Annotated in this window: 15 protein-coding genes and 1 pseudogene; all 16 read left to right on the top strand. The window is 34.3% G+C overall.

Annotation, left to right across the window (positions count from 1 at the left end):
• Positions 1-234: 234 nt before the first annotated feature.
• The 16 genes and pseudogenes from FDK13_RS29180 to FDK13_RS29105 all read left to right on the top strand — a co-directional run bounded on the left by FDK13_RS29180 (position 235) and on the right by FDK13_RS29105 (position 18,286).
• Positions 235-1,557 carry a UDP-glucose dehydrogenase family protein gene (locus FDK13_RS29180; protein ID WP_137343547.1) on the top strand — a complete coding sequence of 441 codons (1,323 nt, stop codon included), beginning with the start codon at positions 235-237 and terminating at the stop codon, positions 1,555-1,557.
• A gap of 44 nt (positions 1,558-1,601) precedes the next feature.
• Positions 1,602-2,603 (top strand): mannose-1-phosphate guanylyltransferase, encoded by a 1,002-nt coding sequence (locus tag FDK13_RS29175; protein WP_137343546.1) that lies wholly within the window; start codon positions 1,602-1,604, stop codon positions 2,601-2,603.
• A gap of 134 nt (positions 2,604-2,737) precedes the next feature.
• Positions 2,738-3,679: a GDP-L-fucose synthase family protein gene (locus FDK13_RS29170; protein ID WP_137343545.1), complete on the top strand. Its 942-nt coding sequence runs from the start codon at positions 2,738-2,740 to the stop codon at positions 3,677-3,679.
• A 59-nt stretch (positions 3,680-3,738) separates the two neighbouring features.
• Positions 3,739-4,881 (top strand): GDP-mannose 4,6-dehydratase, encoded by a 1,143-nt coding sequence (gene gmd / locus FDK13_RS29165; protein ID WP_137343544.1) that lies wholly within the window; start codon positions 3,739-3,741, stop codon positions 4,879-4,881.
• A 76-nt stretch (positions 4,882-4,957) separates the two neighbouring features.
• Positions 4,958-6,325 carry a lipopolysaccharide biosynthesis protein gene (locus tag FDK13_RS29160; RefSeq protein WP_137343543.1) on the top strand — a complete coding sequence of 456 codons (1,368 nt, stop codon included), beginning with the start codon at positions 4,958-4,960 and terminating at the stop codon, positions 6,323-6,325.
• 20 nt (positions 6,326-6,345) lie between these two features.
• The gene (locus FDK13_RS36285; protein WP_170982947.1) at positions 6,346-6,951 is read left to right on the top strand and encodes an acyltransferase; all 606 of its coding nucleotides are present in this window, start codon (positions 6,346-6,348) and stop codon (positions 6,949-6,951) included.
• The gene (locus tag FDK13_RS29150) at positions 6,948-8,282 is read left to right on the top strand and encodes a hypothetical protein (RefSeq protein WP_137343541.1); all 1,335 of its coding nucleotides are present in this window, start codon (positions 6,948-6,950) and stop codon (positions 8,280-8,282) included. Before FDK13_RS36285 ends, FDK13_RS29150 begins: the two co-directional genes overlap by 4 nt.
• Positions 8,283-8,429: 147 nt before the next feature.
• A complete protein-coding gene (locus tag FDK13_RS29145) occupies positions 8,430-9,179 on the top strand; it encodes a glycosyltransferase family 2 protein (RefSeq protein WP_137343540.1) in 750 nt (249 codons plus the stop codon).
• Between the two features lie 113 nt (positions 9,180-9,292).
• A complete protein-coding gene (locus FDK13_RS29140; protein ID WP_137343539.1) occupies positions 9,293-10,498 on the top strand; it encodes a glycosyltransferase in 1,206 nt (401 codons plus the stop codon).
• Positions 10,491-11,315 carry an O-fucosyltransferase family protein gene (locus FDK13_RS29135; protein WP_137343538.1) on the top strand — a complete coding sequence of 275 codons (825 nt, stop codon included), beginning with the start codon at positions 10,491-10,493 and terminating at the stop codon, positions 11,313-11,315. Before FDK13_RS29140 ends, FDK13_RS29135 begins: the two co-directional genes overlap by 8 nt.
• 226 nt (positions 11,316-11,541) lie before the next feature.
• On the top strand, positions 11,542-12,450 hold the full coding sequence (locus tag FDK13_RS29130) for a hypothetical protein (RefSeq protein WP_137343537.1): 909 nt from the start codon (positions 11,542-11,544) through the stop codon (positions 12,448-12,450).
• Between the two features lie 630 nt (positions 12,451-13,080).
• A pseudogene (locus FDK13_RS36775) lies at positions 13,081-13,230 on the top strand (DapH/DapD/GlmU-related protein); the annotation flags it as partial.
• 45 nt (positions 13,231-13,275) lie between these two features.
• Positions 13,276-14,196 carry an NAD-dependent epimerase/dehydratase family protein gene (locus FDK13_RS29120; RefSeq protein ID WP_137343535.1) on the top strand — a complete coding sequence of 307 codons (921 nt, stop codon included), beginning with the start codon at positions 13,276-13,278 and terminating at the stop codon, positions 14,194-14,196.
• The gene (locus FDK13_RS29115; RefSeq protein ID WP_137343534.1) at positions 14,193-15,356 is read left to right on the top strand and encodes a glycosyltransferase family 4 protein; all 1,164 of its coding nucleotides are present in this window, start codon (positions 14,193-14,195) and stop codon (positions 15,354-15,356) included. The genes FDK13_RS29120 and FDK13_RS29115 overlap by 4 nt, the downstream gene beginning before the upstream one ends.
• 340 nt (positions 15,357-15,696) lie before the next feature.
• On the top strand, positions 15,697-16,473 hold the full coding sequence (locus FDK13_RS29110; protein ID WP_137343533.1) for a WecB/TagA/CpsF family glycosyltransferase: 777 nt from the start codon (positions 15,697-15,699) through the stop codon (positions 16,471-16,473).
• A gap of 448 nt (positions 16,474-16,921) precedes the next feature.
• Positions 16,922-18,286 (top strand): sugar transferase, encoded by a 1,365-nt coding sequence (locus FDK13_RS29105; protein WP_137343532.1) that lies wholly within the window; start codon positions 16,922-16,924, stop codon positions 18,284-18,286.
• Positions 18,287-18,302: the final 16 nt, after the last annotated feature.

Below are 18,302 nucleotides of genomic sequence, written 5' to 3'. Positions count from 1 at the left end.
AAAAGCTTGATACTCAAAATAAATTGCATTAAATTGAGTAGTCAATTATAGTTACACGATTCTAAAACAGATTATCCTGTAATAAATTATTTACTCAACGTTATATGAAAAAAATAATATCTTCCCAAATCCGACCTGAAGGTCGCTGTTATTATACTCCTTCAAAGTTTCTTAACTTTGCATATGTAAAGTTAGAGCCTCTCCTTTTCATTCATTTTAATTGCTGATTCTGATATGAAAATCGCAGTTGTTGGTACAGGCTATGTAGGCCTTGTCACAGGTACTTGTTTTGCAGAAACCGGTAATCAGGTTACTTGCGTTGATATCGATGTTAACAAAGTTACGCGTTTGCAAAAAGGAGATATCCCTATTTATGAACCTGGTCTTGAGGTACTTTTTGATAGAAATATCGCAGAAGGTCGCCTGACATTTACAACAGATCTAAAAGAAGGGATAAAGGGTGCCGAAGTAATATTTCTGGCTTTACCAACCCCTCCTGGTGAAGACGGGTCAGCGGATTTGAAATATATTTTGGGCGTGGCTAATGATCTTGGGCCAATCCTTGAAAATTACGCGGTGATTATCGATAAAAGTACAGTTCCGGTTGGAACCGCAGAAAAAGTAAGCGCAGCAATTAGGCTGAATGCAACAGTAGATTTTGACGTTGTATCAAATCCCGAATTCCTCAGAGAAGGTGTTGCCGTTGAAGATTTTATGAAACCTGATCGCGTTGTCGTAGGAACCACTTCCGAAAAAGCGAAAAAGGTGATGGAAAAACTCTACGCACCATTGGTACGTCAGGGTAATCCTGTTATTTTCATGGACGAGCGTTCTGCTGAAATGACGAAATATGCAGCGAATTCTTTCCTTGCATTGAAAATTACTTTCATGAATGAGATTGCTAATCTATGTGAAAAGGTTGGCGCCAACGTGGACGATATTCGAAGAGGAATTGGAACAGACAGCAGAATTGGAAAACGTTTCCTATTTGCAGGTATTGGGTATGGCGGAAGTTGCTTTCCAAAAGATGTACAAGCGCTGGCTAAAACTTCTGATGATTATGGTTACGACTTCCGCACATTGAAATCAGTTATGGCCGTAAATGATGACCAGAAAAAACGCCTTCTCCCTTTAATCACAGAGTATTTTGACGGTGATTTAAAAGGAAAAACGATAGCAGTATGGGGACTGGCATTCAAACCTTACACCGATGATATACGTGAAGCACCTGCTTTGGAAAACATAAAAGCCTTATTGGCAGCAGGAGCAAATGTTACGGTTTACGATCCCGAGGCGATGGACAATGTGAAAGGACTGTTGCCTGATCTAACCTATTGCCATACAGCATATGCTGCACTCGACGATGCTGATGCTTTAATGATCTTTACCGAATGGCCCCAATTCCGGACACCGGATTTTGATAAAATGGCCAAACTTATGAAAGAAAAAGTAATTTTCGACGGGCGAAACCTATATGAACTGGAAGTAATGCGTGAAAATCAGTTTACATATTATAGCATAGGCCGGGAATCGGTTGACTCGAAAGTGACTGCTTAAATCAAGATTAATCAATAATACTCAACAGATATAAAAAATAAAATATGGCGGTTGTTCATGTAATTCTATCAGGCGGTGTCGGAAGCCGGTTATGGCCGGTTTCCAGGAAGTCAATGCCCAAGCAGTATATTCCTATGTTTGGAGAGAAGTCATTGTTTCAGCTTACAGCAGAAAGAAATGCACATTTAGCTGATCAAACGCTGGTTGTAGGGAATAAAGACAATTATCTATTATCGCAGGCAGATCTGATACGTGCAGGTGTGCATCAATACACGGAAGTGATAGAAGCTGCTCCACGTAATACCGCAGCGGCCATTGCTTTCGCAGCCTTTGATCTTAAAAGTGATGATGTCATTCTTGTAACTCCATCAGATCATATCATCACAGATGAAGATGCTTATGCAAAAGCCATAGCAGAATCTATTCAACTTGCAAAGGAAGGTTACCTGGTCACTTTCGGTATCAAACCTTCTAAACCTGAAACAGGGTATGGTTACATTGAGCATAATGGAAATGAAGTAATCGCTTTCCGGGAAAAGCCAAATCAAAGTACAGCAGAATTGTTTCTGGAACAGGGTAATTTCCTTTGGAACAGTGGTATGTTTTGCTTCCAGGCCGGTATATACCTGGAAGAATTAAAAAACTTCGAACCGGAGATTTATGAAACTTCCCTAAAAACCTGGGAAGCTCGCTCTAACGCCTTTCTTCCGGAAACAGAAACGATGTTGATTCCGTCAGTAAGTATTGACTACGCAGTAATGGAACGCTCTGAAAAAATAAAGGTGGTTGAAGCCACCTTTGGCTGGTCCGATCTGGGTTCCTTTGAATCCATCTGGGAACACTGGGAAAATCAGGGAGAAGTTCACCATTTCAAACAGAACAACTGTGTCGTTGGATCAACAAAACATGTTGAATTTTTGGGTGTAAGCAACCTGATGCTTGTCGAAACACCGGATGCAATTCTGGTTCTGGATAAAAGTAACTCGCAAGACGTAAAAAAAATCTATGAGAGGTTGGAGAGAGAGATTCCGGAACTCGTTCGATAATGGTTAGTTGTTAAGGCCGGGTCGCCGATGCGATTAATTGTTAATGTTGGAAAAGGAAAGATTAAACTAGAAGTAAGTTTAGGCTGTGAAAGTTCTGAGCAGTACTAAACGCTAATAGCCAAAAGCTAAAACTCATGGAAAAGGGATCAAAAATATATATTGCTGGGCACCGCGGGATGGTGGGGTCGGCTATTGCCAGAGGATTGGCTAAAAAGGGTTTTGAAAATATTGTTACGCGTACTTCTGCGGAACTGGATCTTCGTAACCAACAGGCTGTTGTCGATTTTTTTGCAGAAGAAAAACCGGATTATGTTTTTTTAGCGGCTGCCAAGGTGGGCGGAATTTTAGCTAATAACATTTACCGTGCCGAGTTTTTATATGACAATTTAATCATGGAGTCGAATGTGATCAATTCTGCTCATGTCAATGGTGTTAAAAAATTGATGTTTTTGGGTTCGTCTTGCATCTATCCGAAACTGGCACCTCAGCCTTTACGTGAAGATTATTTACTGACAGGATTATTGGAAGAAACAAATGAACCTTATGCAATCGCAAAAATTGCAGGTATTAAACTTTGCGAAGCCTATCACGATCAGTATGGAAGCAATTTTATCAGTGTTATGCCAACAAATTTGTATGGGTACGGAGACAATTATGATTTGAATAACTCACACGTATTACCTGCCTTGATCCGCAAGTTTCATGAGGCAAAAGAAGAAAATAAACCTTTTGTTGAAGCATGGGGAACAGGATCTCCGAAAAGAGAATTTCTTTTTGCAGATGACCTGGCTGAAGCCTGTTTATTCCTTATGGAAACTTACAATGGCCGGGAATTGGTAAACATTGGTACCGGAGAAGATTTAGCTATTAAAGAATTGACAGAACTTGTAGCGAAAACCACAGGTTTCGAAGGCGAAATCAAATGGGATACTACCAAACCAGACGGAACTCCCAGAAAGCTAATGGATGTATCCAAACTTCACGGATTAGGATGGAAACATACCATAGAACTTCCGGAAGGCGTTTCCCTCGCCTACCAGGACTTCTTAAAAAATCAGGAAATTTACACAGTTTAGTTAAAAAATATACTCTAACCCGCCGACAGCCGAAAGCCGACAGCAAAATTTCAAGTAACATGTCAAAAGTAGCACTTATCACCGGCGTAACAGGACAAGATGGCGCCTATCTTAGCGAACTTCTTTTAAGCAAAGGATACACCGTACACGGTCTAAAACGCAGAAGTTCTTTATTCAACACGGATCGTATTGATCATTTGTATCAGGATCCTCACGTTGACAATGCGAAATTCATTTTGCACTACGGCGATCTTACGGATTCAATGAACCTTACCCGTATCATCCAGGAAGTGCAACCGGACGAAATCTATAACCTGGCCGCTATGAGCCACGTGCAGGTAAGTTTTGAGATGCCTGAATATACTGCAAATGCGGATGGAATTGGAACACTTCGTATACTGGAAGCAGTTCGTTTACTTGGATTAACTAAAAAGACAAAGATTTATCAGGCATCCACTTCTGAATTATACGGTTTGGTACAGCAGGTTCCCCAATCAGAAACAACGCCCTTTTATCCACGTTCTCCATATGCCGTTGCTAAAATGTATGCCTACTGGATAACGGTTAACTACCGTGAAGCTTATGGTATGTTTGCATCGAATGGTATTCTGTTCAATCATGAATCTCCATTGCGCGGCGAAACTTTTGTAACGCGTAAAATCACCCGTGCAGCTGCCAAGATCGTTTTGGGCCTGCAGGATTGTCTATATATGGGTAATATCGATTCGCAGCGTGACTGGGGACATGCCAAGGATTATGTAGAAGCCATGTACCTTATTTTGCAACAGGAAGTTTCAGAAGACTTTGTTATTGCAACAGGTGTGACAACCCGTGTTCGTGAATTTATCCGTAAAACATTTGCTTTCCTGGGTGTTGAATTAACCTTCACAGGAACAGAAGAAAGTGAAGTTGCAACAATTTCAGCCGTTGATTCTGCTCGCCTGGTAGAACTAGGCATTACAGCCGGCGACCATTTAAAGCTGGGAACAACCGTAATGAAAATTGATCCAAGATATTACCGTCCAACCGAAGTTGAATTGCTAATTGGAAATCCTGGTAAATGCGACGAAAAGCTGGGATGGAAACCAAAACATACTTTGGATATGCTGATTGAAGATATGGCTACTTCTGATTTACGTTTGTTCCAGAAGGATCAATTGTTGTTGAAAGAAGGATTTGGGGTTTTGAATTATTTTGAATAATACCAATGTTTCCTCTTAAACTTCTAAGGGGAAACATTAGTAAAAAGTTTATACTACATAATCTAATACCTTTACCATGATAAGCACTTATAGATTAAAAATTAGTAATCTTTTTGAGAAGAGAAACGAACGTTCTCAAAAAATTATTAAGAACATCTTAATGTCTGTAGGTATAAAGGGAGGTAGCATTGTTATTGGTCTGTTATTGGTTCCAATGACAATAAATTACATTAATCCTCTCCAATATGGCATTTGGCTTACTGTGAGTTCTATCATTAGTTGGATGAATTTTTTTGATATTGGAATGGGCAATGGCCTTAGGAATAAATTGACTACTTCAATTGCACTCGGTGAATACGACAATGCTAAAAAGTATGTAAGTACGACTTATGCAACATTATGTATAATTTCATCATTGTTATTCATAATATTTTGGTTCATTAATCCTCATATTGATTGGCGTAAGTTTCTAAATATCCCTACGTCAGTCAGTGACAATATTAATCTTGTGATCCTAATAGTATTTAGTTCTTTTTGCTTGCAATTTGTTATACAATTAATTAATACGGTACTGACTTCTATACATGAACCCGCGATTGCTGGGCTGATATCTTTTATAGGTCAAGTTATGTTATTATTGACAATTTTTATTTTAAAAAATACCTTTTTACCTGGTAGTTTACAAGTTCTAGTTTTAGCGTTAACCGCTGTTCCAATATTAATTCTGCTAGTTGCGAGCATAATTCTTTACGCTACAGAACTGAAACACTTTGCTCCCTCCCTAAAAAGTGTTGACTTTAAGTATGCTAGAAATATTTTAGAAGTTGGAGGTGCTTTCTTTGTGATCCAAATTGGAGCCTTAATATTGTTTCAGACGAACAATATTATAATAACAAAAATAATTGGCCCAGAAGCAGTGACTCAATTCAATGTAGCTTACAAACTATTTTCAGTTGTAATTATGGCTTTTACAATAATTATGACCCCTTATTGGAGTGCTTTCACTGATGCGTTTGCAAAAAAAGATTTTTTGTGGATGAAAAAAAGCATGACTACATTAAGAAAAATCTGGGCATTTATCGCGATTATAATTGTACCATTAATCGTCGTAATTTCGGACTATCTATTCAAAATATGGCTGAATGATAGTGTAAGTATTCCATTTAATTTATCTATTGCTATGGGACTTTACGTGATATTTTATACTTGTTTATCTCTTAACTGCTTCTTTTTAAACGGAGTTGGAAAGTTAAAAATACAGTTGTATTTATATATTATAGTTAGTGTCATAAATGTTCCACTTGGCATATATCTTGGTAAAAATTTTGGACTTCAAGGAGTCGTTTTTTCTAATGTTATAATTTTCGTAGCCATGAATGTAGTTTTATGGATACAAACAAACAAGGTTCTAAACAATGAAGTATCAGGAATATGGAATTCTTGAAAAACTTCAATAATATCGGGATGTTAAAGAAAATAGCTAGAAGTCCATATTATATACTAAAACGTTACAATTACTTCGTAAATGAAATAAGAGGCCATTTACAACTTAAATTTTGGCAAGTAAAGTATGCTAGTAAACCACAAATTAGAGGACGGTTGTACTTAAACAATCAAGGAATTATAGAGCTCGGAGAAAATGTTATATTCAATAATGAAATTGAATCAAACTGGGTAGGATTAAATAAAGCTTGTACTGTTAAAGTTGAAAAAAATGCATCACTTTTTATTGGAAGCAATTCTGGTTTTTCGGGTGTTTCTATTTTTTGTATGACAAAAATTACAATAGGTGATCACGTTAATTGTGGGGGAAATGTTTGTATTTGGGATACTGACTTTCATCCTTTACAATATGCAGATAGGAGAATTCACAATATCAAAAAAATAAAATCGTTCCCGATTACTATCGGGAACGACGTTTTCATTGGTGCAAATTCAATTGTACTAAAAGGTGTATCAATTGGAGATCGTGCAATAATTGGAGCAGGTAGTGTTGTTACGAAAAACGTACCGCCAGATGAGATATGGGCAGGTAATCCTGCGAAATTTTTAAAAAAGGGAATAATATGATTTGTTATTTGCTTGTAGTAATAAGTATAGCTCAATACATAAGAAAAGAATATTTTTATTCCTTGCTAATCTTCTTTTTTTTATTGCTAGAAGGCTTTCAAGTGATACCATTAAATATATTAACTATTGGTTTTTTTTCGGGATCGTCCATTGATGCTTCCCTATTAGTATTTTTAGGTCTATTTGTTCTTAGGGGTAACTATTGGATAAAAAATGCCGTCAGGAAAACAAAATTCGCCAAAGCTATCTTTATATTTATATTTATTCTAATATCCAATGTGATTTATGGCCTTTTAATTGGCTATTCATTTGGTGATGTATTTAAAGGAGCAAGACTATATATTTTCTTACTGTCCTTCTTAATGTTCACTGAAATAAGCGAAGTTGAATTAATCCGCGTACTTAAAGTACTTTTAATAATCACGTTTGTCCAATCAATACTATTTCTTTTACAAGTAGTTACGGGACAGACTTTATTACAAGGACCTAAGGAGTTATTGGTAAATGATTTAAAATATACCCGATTTTACAATACACCTAAATTGCTCGATTTATCCCTAGCGATAACTTTGTTTTGGTTTCCCTTTGGGTATTCTAAAAAAATTCGTTTCGTATTTATATTCATATTTGTTCTAGCCGTATTGGCACCATTGCATCGAGGATATATGTTTGCATGGTTCCTAACAGTAGCTATTCATTCATTGATTTATAATAGCTATACTAAAAAAATCATATACGTAATTTTATTAGGATTTTTATTAATTATAATTCTGTCAGTAGAGGTTTTAAGATCCAGGGTTTTTGAAGCAATTAACCAATTATCAATACTCAGTGACATTTTTTCAAATCGTGTTATTTATGATAGTAATACTTTTTTATACAGAGTAAACCATTTAACTGAACGTTTATCGTATATAAATAATATTCCCTTAGGTTGGCTTTTTGGAATTGGTTTGGTTGATGAAAAGGCCCCAGAAGTACTTACTTTACCTCTTCGATATGGTCTACCTGATCCAATATCCGGTAATATTGTAAAAGTATATACACCAGATTTAGTGTGGTCTATGCTTTTTCTAACAATGGGATATATTGGAGCGTTTTTTTATGTCAATATTTTTATTGTTTTGGCTCGTAGGTACTCTTACAATACAATAAACTTAAATATATCAAAGGTTATTTTATCATTAATACTTATTGGAGCCTTTTCTTCCTTCACTTCAAATACATTCCTTCAGCCACATTTTTTTATTCCAATTCTTTTGTTAGCGATAATAGTTGAAAAGAAAAAAATTGCTGGGAAACAGAGGTTAATCAAATATAGGGTTACTTAATTTTTCAAGATGTGTTGAACCATCCTTTATTAAATTCCAAGAAAAATGATTAGAGCGCAAAGCAATTAATAAAAAAAAATAGAAATAAGATATAAGACCAGTAAAATAACAAAATCATACTAAAAAAAGTAACCCTAATAATATCCAATGATGCAACCACTAGTATCTATAATTACTGTTTGCTTTAATAGTCAAAAAACCATAAAAAAAACTATACAATCTGTACTCGATCAAAGTTATCCCAATATCGAATACATAATTATAGATGGAGCGTCTAGTGATTCAACATTACCTATCATTAAAGAATTTATGACCAACAGTTCAGAGGATTCTTTCATTTTAGTATCTGAACCTGATAAAGGAATTTATAATGCGATGAATAAGGGGATCAATATGGCAAAGGGGGAATTAATTGGAATCATTAACAGTGACGATTGGTACGAAACAGACGCAGTTGAAACAGTCGTAAGTTCTTATTTGCAGCACAAAGAAGCCATTCATTATGGATTTATGAGGATTATAAAATTTGATCAAGAATATTTAGTTGAAAGAAGTCATTTTAACTTCTTAAATGAAAAAATGATTCAGCATCCTACATGTTTTGTTCCTAAGAAAATATATGAACTCAATGGACTTTTTGATGAAAGTTTTAAATCGGCGGCTGACTACGATTTTATGCTACGTATAAAAAAAAATGGAATTAAGTTTATCACTATTGATAGGATATTGGCCAATTTCACAGTTGGAGGGGTATCAGGAAGTGATATAGGACTTTTAGAAAGCCTTAAAATAAAGTATATGAATAATATAATAAGTAAGAAAACATACAATACAAAAAAAATCGAATTAAAATTTAAGGCAAGTTTGAAAAGATTTATTTCTTATAAAATCAGTTAGCTCGAAGGCTTAGCTTAAAAGTAACTAAGTCCATTGTAATGAATTTAGGATTGCGCTGACAATTTACAACTTAGTAGAGAAATTTAAAAGTCTTCAAACATTAAGTATAATCCATGATAAGTGATAGAATTATTTGGATAATCCCATCTTTTTATGTTTCTGAAGATTATCCCTTAAGAGGTATATTCTTTAAAGAACAGGCAGAAGCCATATCCAAACACTTTAAAAATATTACCTTAATATATCCAGAATCAAGAAGCATTCGTGACATTTCATTAAAAGGGTTAATTAAAAATCACTTCCAGTATTCAAAAAATGAAGAGAATGGCTTACAAGTTTATCGTAAACATCGCTGGAATCTTTTACCAACTAGGTTTGATCTTTCTTTGGGACAAAGGTTATGGATATCAGAAGTAATGAAAATGGCAGAGCGATTGTTAAACAGCAACCGAAGACCCGATATTATTCATGCCCATTGCGCGATTGGTGCTGGTATAGCAGCGATGTACCTCTATAAAAAATATAAAATACCTTACATTATAACTGAACACTTAACACTATATCAAAATTCAACTTTAACTAATCAAGAAAAAAAAACCTTAAAGGCAGTATTTGAAAATGCAAGCAAAGTAATCACTGTGAGTTCACCTTTCAAGGAATTACTTTCTAAAGTACTTGGATTAAATAAAGAGATCGTATCGGTAATTCCTAATTTCATTGATACAGATTTTTTTAGTCCTCTAAAATTGAAACCGGTAAATGCAAATTTTATCTTTCTTACTGTTTGTCATTTGAGTACAAAAAAAAGAATAGACAGATTGATCAATTCTTTTTCAGAACTAATAAAGAAAGGGCATGATTCAAAATTAATTATTGCTGGTGAAGGTACAGAAAAGCCTGGCCTTATGAAACTAGTAAACGATCTTAATTTAAGCAACAAAGTTAGCTTTCTGGGATCTGTTGATAGGCAAGAGGTTAGGCAATTGATGCAAACCTGTGACTGCTTTGTTCTACCTAGTGATATTGAAACTTTTGGGGTAGTTTTAATTGAAGCACTATCTTGCGGCCTACCTGTTATAGCTACAAAGTCCGGCGGTCCAGAAGATATTATAAGCCCTGATTGTGGTTTTTTGGTAGAAAAAAACGAAGACGATTTAACAAAGGCAATGATCAATATTATTGATAGAAGAAACTTTTATCCTCCTGAAAAATTAAGGGATTACGCGGTGGAGCATTATGGTGCTACTAAAATTTCTTTACAATATGCTCAACTTTATGAAAAAATAATTATTGAAAGTCGGTTAAATCAATATGAATAAACTAACTATATTACCGCAAGGAGGTCTAGGGAATAGAATGAGAGTTTTAGAATCGGCAATTTATTTCTGTCATCAATTCAATTATAAATTAAAAGTTATCTGGATTAATAACGACGATTTAGGTTGTAATCTTGAAGACATTTTTGAGAGTATCGGAATTGATTACTCGAAACCAAAAACGCTTTTCGAGTATAACTTTTATAAATATTTCTGTCGTTATAAGCTTTTAAAATATTTACCATCTCTTTACTCAACATTTGGATTGCTGCTTTATGATAAGGTGCTATTAGATTTGAATATTAAATCTTTTAACGGAGATATTGATATAAAAATCGTAAAAGATAAACACAATTTGTTTATTTCAACATGTTATCCTTTTTTTCAATTTCCTAATTATAATAACTTTCTTCTTAAAAAAAGTTTGAGCGAGGATTTATCTCTTTTGAAGAAGAATCTTGGAGAATCGTACTTCGGAATTCATTTCAGAGGTACAGATAACTCAAAAGCTTTAAAAAATAGCCCATTGGAAAAGTACATAACTGCAATAGAAAAAATACTAGAAAGTGATTCCAATTCTATATTTTTTTTAGCAACGGACGAAGAGAAAGTTAAGAAAAAGATGAAACTTATTTTTGGAGAAAAAATACAAATGTTTTCAAGCTCCTTAAATAGAAATACAAAAGAGGGAATACATGATGCCGTGTTAGAGCTGTATTGTTTAGCCAATGCCCATACAATTATTTGTTCACCCTTTAGCAGCTTTTCTGATACTGCCCAACTAATTGATAAAAAAAAGAGAATTATTTTAATTCAATAACTTATTAAAAACAGATCTTTTAAGATTATCCCCAACAACACTATTGTACACTTTGTTAAGTACCATTTATAATAATAAATCATTAAGGAGAGATTGAATTTTATTTTAAAGTTTACGCGCAGTATATAGATTATGAATTCTTGGAAAATGTTTCATTGGCTCATAAAAAGTCACACTACAAGATGTAAGTCATAAGTCTCTTTAAGGATAACTATAAATATATTTCATGAACAGATACGCCCCCATAGCCCTCTTTGTTTACAATAGACCTAACCACACAATTAGGACTATTAGCGCTTTACAGACTAATCATTTAGCCAAAGAAAGTGATTTGTTTATATTTTCAGATGCTCCAAAAAACGAGTTAGCAAATGATAGCGTTGAGGAAGTACGAAAATTCATCAAGAGTATTAGTGGATTCAAAAGCATAACAATTATTGAACGCGATATCAATTATGGTCTTGTAAAATCAATATCAGAAGGAGTCACTGATATTATTGATAGATTCGATAAAATAATTGTAGTGGAAGATGACCTAATTACCCATAAGCAATTTTTGGAGTACATGAATAAGTCACTAGACCTTTATAAAAACAAGCAAGACGTACACGAGATAACTGGATATTCTTATATAAATACAAAAAGTATATCCCTAGAAAATCAATCATATTTTCTAAAAATTTCAAGTACATGGGGTTGGGCTACATGGTCTGATCGATGGATTAAGTTTTCAGATGGATTAACTGGTATCGAATCCTTGCATAATGATTCTAAGTTGAAATACCAGTTCAATTACAACAATTCATACAATTACTATAAATTAGTTAATGATAATAAAAAGGGGATTGTGAAGTCATGGGGGATTGTTTGGTACTGGAATATATTTAAAAATAATGGCTTAACTCTTTATCCCACAGAAACGTTAATAGATCAAATTGGATTTGATGGTAGTGGCGAAAATTCAAAAAATTACTTGCAGTTACCCAGCAGAATTAAAGATCAAAATTATGAGTTTCATTTCCCAGATATAATTGAAGAGTCCTTAACATATAGAAAAAAAATAATTAAAATACTCCGGTTTCGAAAACTTTTTGTAATAATTAATGCTTTAAAATATATTTTAAAGATCCAGTAAAATCATTATATTCCTAACTAAAATACCTCATTCATCTCTCATTTTCTTATTAAACATAGATTGGTTTGTTCCTAACCGTGTTCAATAAGCTTTGAATTCAAAAAGCTATATAACTTAGGATATTTCGTTTTTAAAGGCAAATTAGATTTATTTTACAACCAATTAGTCCATAGTAATTTTATTATGTGTGACCATCTTTTTTCTTAAAAAATGCATTTAATCAAAAAAGTCAAATATCTTATTAGACGTATCTTGAGTGTTAATATCCGCCGTAAAATGAATGCCTCGTCTAGTGCTGTATTTTATCTAAGTACAAAAGTATTCAACCTCTTAAATGATCCAACTAAAATTGTAGTAGGAGATCAAACTTTTGTTCGAGGTGAGTTACACGTATTTGGGTATGGTGGTGAAATTACTATTGGCAACAGATGTTTTATCGGAGAAGGAAGTAGAATCTGGTCGGGCAATAAAATCAGTATTGGAAATGATGTTCTAATTTCACACAATGTAAATATCATAGACACAAATTCTCATGAAATGGATCATATAGAAAGAGCCGAAGGATTCGTGCATCTGATTAATGTTGGATACCCAAAAGGGCCTGTCAATATAAATACCGCTCCAATAATAATTGGCAACAACGTTTGGATAAATTTTAATAGTATCATACTAAAAGGCGTAAACATAGGAGACGGAGCTATCATTGCTGCAGGATCACTTGTAACAAAGGATGTTCCAGCTTTTACAGTTGTTGGGGGTAATCCGGCACGCGTAATTAAGAATCTTAAGTAATCCTGAATTAGGCAATTAATAATCTCAACGTTCATGAATAAAATAGTAATAATAACCGGCGCCATCGGTTTTATTGGTCAAAATATAGCTAAAGAATTTAAACAAAACAATTATTACGTCATTGGAATTGGACATGGTTTCGTATCTCCAGTTCGATTAAAAAGTATGGGTATTGACGAATGGTATGAGTCAGATCTTTCAATGGTTGCTCTATTAAAGATCACCAAAAGACCGGATCTCATTGTACATAGTGCCGGGGGAAGTACAGTTGGAAAGTCAATAGATAATCCTTATCTCGACTATCACAAAACAGTCAACTCTACGCTTGAATTATTAGAGTATATAAGATTGCACACTCCTACTACTCCAATTATTTACCTTTCAAGTGCAGCAATTTACGGTGCAAAAGAAGATATAATTATTCATGAACAAGACAATCCCAATCCTGTGTCACCATATGGATTCCATAAATTGGCCTCTGAATCAATTTGCAAATCGTATTCCCAATGCTTTGGAATTAAAGTGGCGATTGTAAGGCTATTTTCAATATATGGAGAAGGATTGACCAAACAACTTTTATGGGACGCATGCAACAAAATTATTAATGCAGATAAAGATGTGTTGTTTTATGGAACTGGACACGAAACTAGGGACTGGTTACATGTTAAGGACGTTGCATCATTGGTACGACATTTGGCATCTACTGAATTTTCATTTTTGGTTTTAAATGGCGGATGTAGTAACAAAACGACTGTAAAAGATATTCTGGAATTGTTGGTACTAGAATTAGATAGAAAGGACGTTAAAATTGTGTTCAATGGTCTGGTAAAAGAAGGTGATCCCAAATTCTATCATGCAGGTATTGAAGAAGCATTGAATATTGGTTGGCGACCTACTTTACCAATTGAAACGGGAATAAAAAATTATGTTAAATGGTTTAAAAATTATTTATGATACGAGTTGGATTCACAATAATAGACGGTAAGGTTGAATGGATGGGTGGAATAAATTACTTAAAAAATTTACTATTTGCCCTTTCACAACTTGAAAATAAACAAATACAACCTATTTTGTTTGTTGGAAATAATACGGATGAAAAGCTCATCAAACAATTTGAAGATCTAGCGGAGATACAAAGGGATTCCTTATTTGATAGATATAGCCTTAAATGGTTTGTTTATACATTTATGCGAGATATTTTGAAAAGAAATTTTCTTATAAATCAAATTATAAAAAAAAATAGAATTGATATTTTCAGTCATTCTTATATTTATGGACCTGACATTAACTGCTACACGGCCAATTGGATACCCGATTTTCAGCATCTTAGACTACCAAAGTTATATTCTCGATTGCACCTCATAGTTAGAGACTTCAGATTAAAATCATTAGCTAAATTTAGCAATAAAGTTATTTTGAGTAGTTACGATGCTCTCAGTGATTTTAAAGGTTTTTGTCCAGAATTTGTATCGAAAGCGAGTGTTATCCATTTTGTTTCACAAGTTACTTCCTTTGAAAATAAGAATTTCGGCTACTTAGAAAAAAAGTATAAATTTACGGGTAAGTATTTTTTCCTTCCAAACCAATTCTGGGCTCATAAGAATCATAAGGTTGCGTTTCAAGCCATATTGCTTGCAAAAAAACAAATTCCCGAAATAAAGCTGATTTGTAGTGGTTTACTTTCTGATAAAAGAGATAATAATCATATACAGAATCTAATAAAGTTTATTGATGAAAATCAGTTAAACGCCAATATAATGTTATTGGGACTAATTCCTTTTAGTGATGTTCTTATATTCATGCGACATTCACTATCAATAATAAATCCATCATATTTTGAAGGATGGAGTTCCACTGTCGAAGAGGCAAAAAGTATGAAAAAAGACCTTATTCTTTCGAACATACCTGTCCACCAAGAACAAGTTTCTATTAGTGGCGACTTTTTCGATCCCGACAAACCAGAAGAATTGGCAGCGATTTTAATCCACAAATGGCATGAGACAAATTCCACTATTGATCAAGCATACCATAAGGTTGACGAGCAAAGCTTACGAACTATTGAATTTGCAAATAATTACACATCAATAGTGACAGATTTGCTTAGGTCTCATTAATTCACAGCGTACGTGATAGTTTGTAAACTAATGAAGCATACGCATTGAACTGATACTAAATAATGTTGGCATTTTTTATTTATTCAGGATTAGTACTAGAGAATAATATAATTTGTGCAACACCAAAAAAATCTGTTGCTAATCCTTTTGAGAAAATTAAGCAAGGCCGTTGTTCATAAAATATAAAAACAACATTTTAGATTTAGCGGATAAACTTTTGTTAGAAAGTTTTGATATATGTCGATCTATCGTGATATCTAAGTATTCTAATATACAAATATTAATTCAGTAAAACTTTGTTAATCAACATTATAGCCAATAAGGAGAAGTCTTTATTCATATGAAGAAAGCAATCATCAGTCTCAATATCACAACAGGAAGTTACCGAATGTTTATCGATAATATTCTTGCCCTGATCAATGATGTTACATCCTGTTACATATGTGTTGCCAACGTACATATGCTTGTGGAGGCCTACAACGATCCCAGATTTGCATCAATTGTCAATAAATCTGTAATGACTACTCCTGACGGTATGCCTTTGGTATGGAGTATGAATATTCTTCACGGAATAAAACAAGATCGAGTTGCCGGCATGGATTTACTACCCGATTTACTTAAGGAGACTTCGGAAAAACAAATTCCAGTGTATTTCTACGGTGGTACTCAGGAAATGTTAAATAAAACTAAACAATTCATAATTACGAAGTATCCGGGCTCGGTTCTTGCTGGTTTACATAGTCCACCTTTTCGTGAACTTACAAAAATTGAAGAAAATGATATTGTTGAAAAGATAAATCAAAGTGGAGCTAAAATCCTTTTTGTGGCATTAGGCTGTCCAAAACAGGAAAAGTGGATGGCAAGTATGAAAGGGCGTATTATGATGCCCATGATAGGCATAGGAGGTGCATTACCAGTTATGGTAGGACTACAAAAACGGGCTCCTGAATGGCTACAAAAAACAAGTCTTGAATGGCTATATAGGTTAACCCAGGAACCCAAACGTTTATTTAAGAGATATGCAATAACTAATTCTTCATTTATATGGCTTTTATTTAAAGCAGTCGTACAAAAAAAGATTTCAAAGAGGTCACCAGAATTACATCCCTATAAGTGAATTTTACTTTCTTTCTTGCTGATCTACACTTCTTAATTTAACTGAAATTATGGAACTTCTTACTGAATTAATTCTCTTAAAATTTAATTATATCTCAGTGTAAATCTACTCGTTGTACTACATAAAAAAATAATAAAAATAGAAAATTAAGAAGAATGTTTAGACTTATTTAGTTAATTTATAATATTAATTGCTTGGCTATCTGAAACTTAAACAAATTTTACTTTTATTTGATTGGGATTTACCAAAGATTTGTCGTAAACTTGTTAAAACTATTCAACTACAATCGTTATGAAATAAATACTACAAATATCTATTATAAATACGATGCCGGTAAAGACAAATTGAAAATGATCTGTTAAGATAAGCACGAATATATTACGTATATAGTCCACTAGGGCAAAATAGGAAGCAATACAAAGACATACTCAACGTTATTTTTAAAATCATGAAAAACCGCTATCCCGGGCTCCTTCCCAAGGCCCACCTCTGGACAGATCTTGTCCTCCTAAATGGAGCTTTTCTTTTTGCTTATTCCATACGTTTTGGTGATCTATCAAACCTATTTGAAAATCAGTATATTAATTTGTTACTGGTATCAAATTTACTTTGGATCTTCGCTATCTACTCATTAAAAACTTATCTGTTTACACGACTTTCTTACAATTTCAATAACCAGATTGGTAATCTTTTTAAAGCTACCCTAATACACTCCGCTGCTATTATGGCCTTTTTGTATCTTACACAAAAAGGAGATGAATATTCCAGACAGCAGTTTGTAATGACATATGGCATGTTCGTTATTCTGGCCGTTACTGTTCGAGCTGTAACGGTTTTGTTTTTAAAACTTTACCGCCAGGCTGGGTACAATTACAACCGCTATGCCATTGTTGGTAAAGGTGATTTGGCCACTCTTATTCGTGGCTTTTATAGCGACCGAAAAGAATTGGGTTACCGGTTCTGTGGCATGTTTGAATTTAATGATCACCGGGACGAACTTCAAAAACTCGAAGCTTTAATGAGCAATGAGAAACTGGATTATGTCTATTGCTGCCTATCTGAAATGTCTGACGAGCAGGTAAGGGGCGTTATTAAACTTGGAGAGCGTCAAAAAACACAAATTCGCCTGGTTCCTGATTTTCGTGGATTTATGACTAATATGGCGACGATTGAATACCATGACATGTATCCGATTATTCAGGTTAACACAAAGCCATTTTCTAGTGTGAATGAGCAAACACTGAAACGCTCGTTTGACCTGATTTTTTCAAGTATCGTTATGATCCTGGGTGCGCCCATATTCCTTACTGTGATGGCTGCGGTAAAAATCACATCTCCCGGACCTGTTTTTTATCGTCAAAAACGTTGCGGACAGTGGGGTGAAATGTTTGAGATTTACAAGTTTCGCAGTATGTGCCTGAATGCTGATAAAATGGGGCAGCATTCCACTGGAGATAACGACCCCCGGATCACACCAATTGGCAAGATTATGCGTAAGACAAGACTTGACGAATTACCACAATTCTTCAATGTTTTAAAAGGTGATATGTCCGTTGTGGGTCCACGTCCTTTGTACAAATATGACGTCGATATGTTAATGGAAGCTGAACCACATGATTTTCAACGCCTGTTAACTGTAAAACCTGGTATCACATCCATTGGACAGATTAATGTTGGTTACGCAGATACAGTTGCAAAAAATGTTGAAAGATTGAAATACGATTTACAGTACCTAAAAACTTACAGCGTACTCGAAGACATCAACCTCATTTTTAAAACAATGCAGGTCATGGTATTAGGCAGAGGACAGTGATCTGAGTCCTATTTTA

This window comes from Dyadobacter frigoris (assembly GCF_005280585.1).
In the GTDB taxonomy this organism is placed as follows: Bacteria; Bacteroidota; Bacteroidia; order Cytophagales; family Spirosomataceae; genus Dyadobacter; species Dyadobacter frigoris.
Note: the sequence above shows the minus strand (reverse complement) of the source record. Positions and strands in the feature narration are given on the sequence as shown.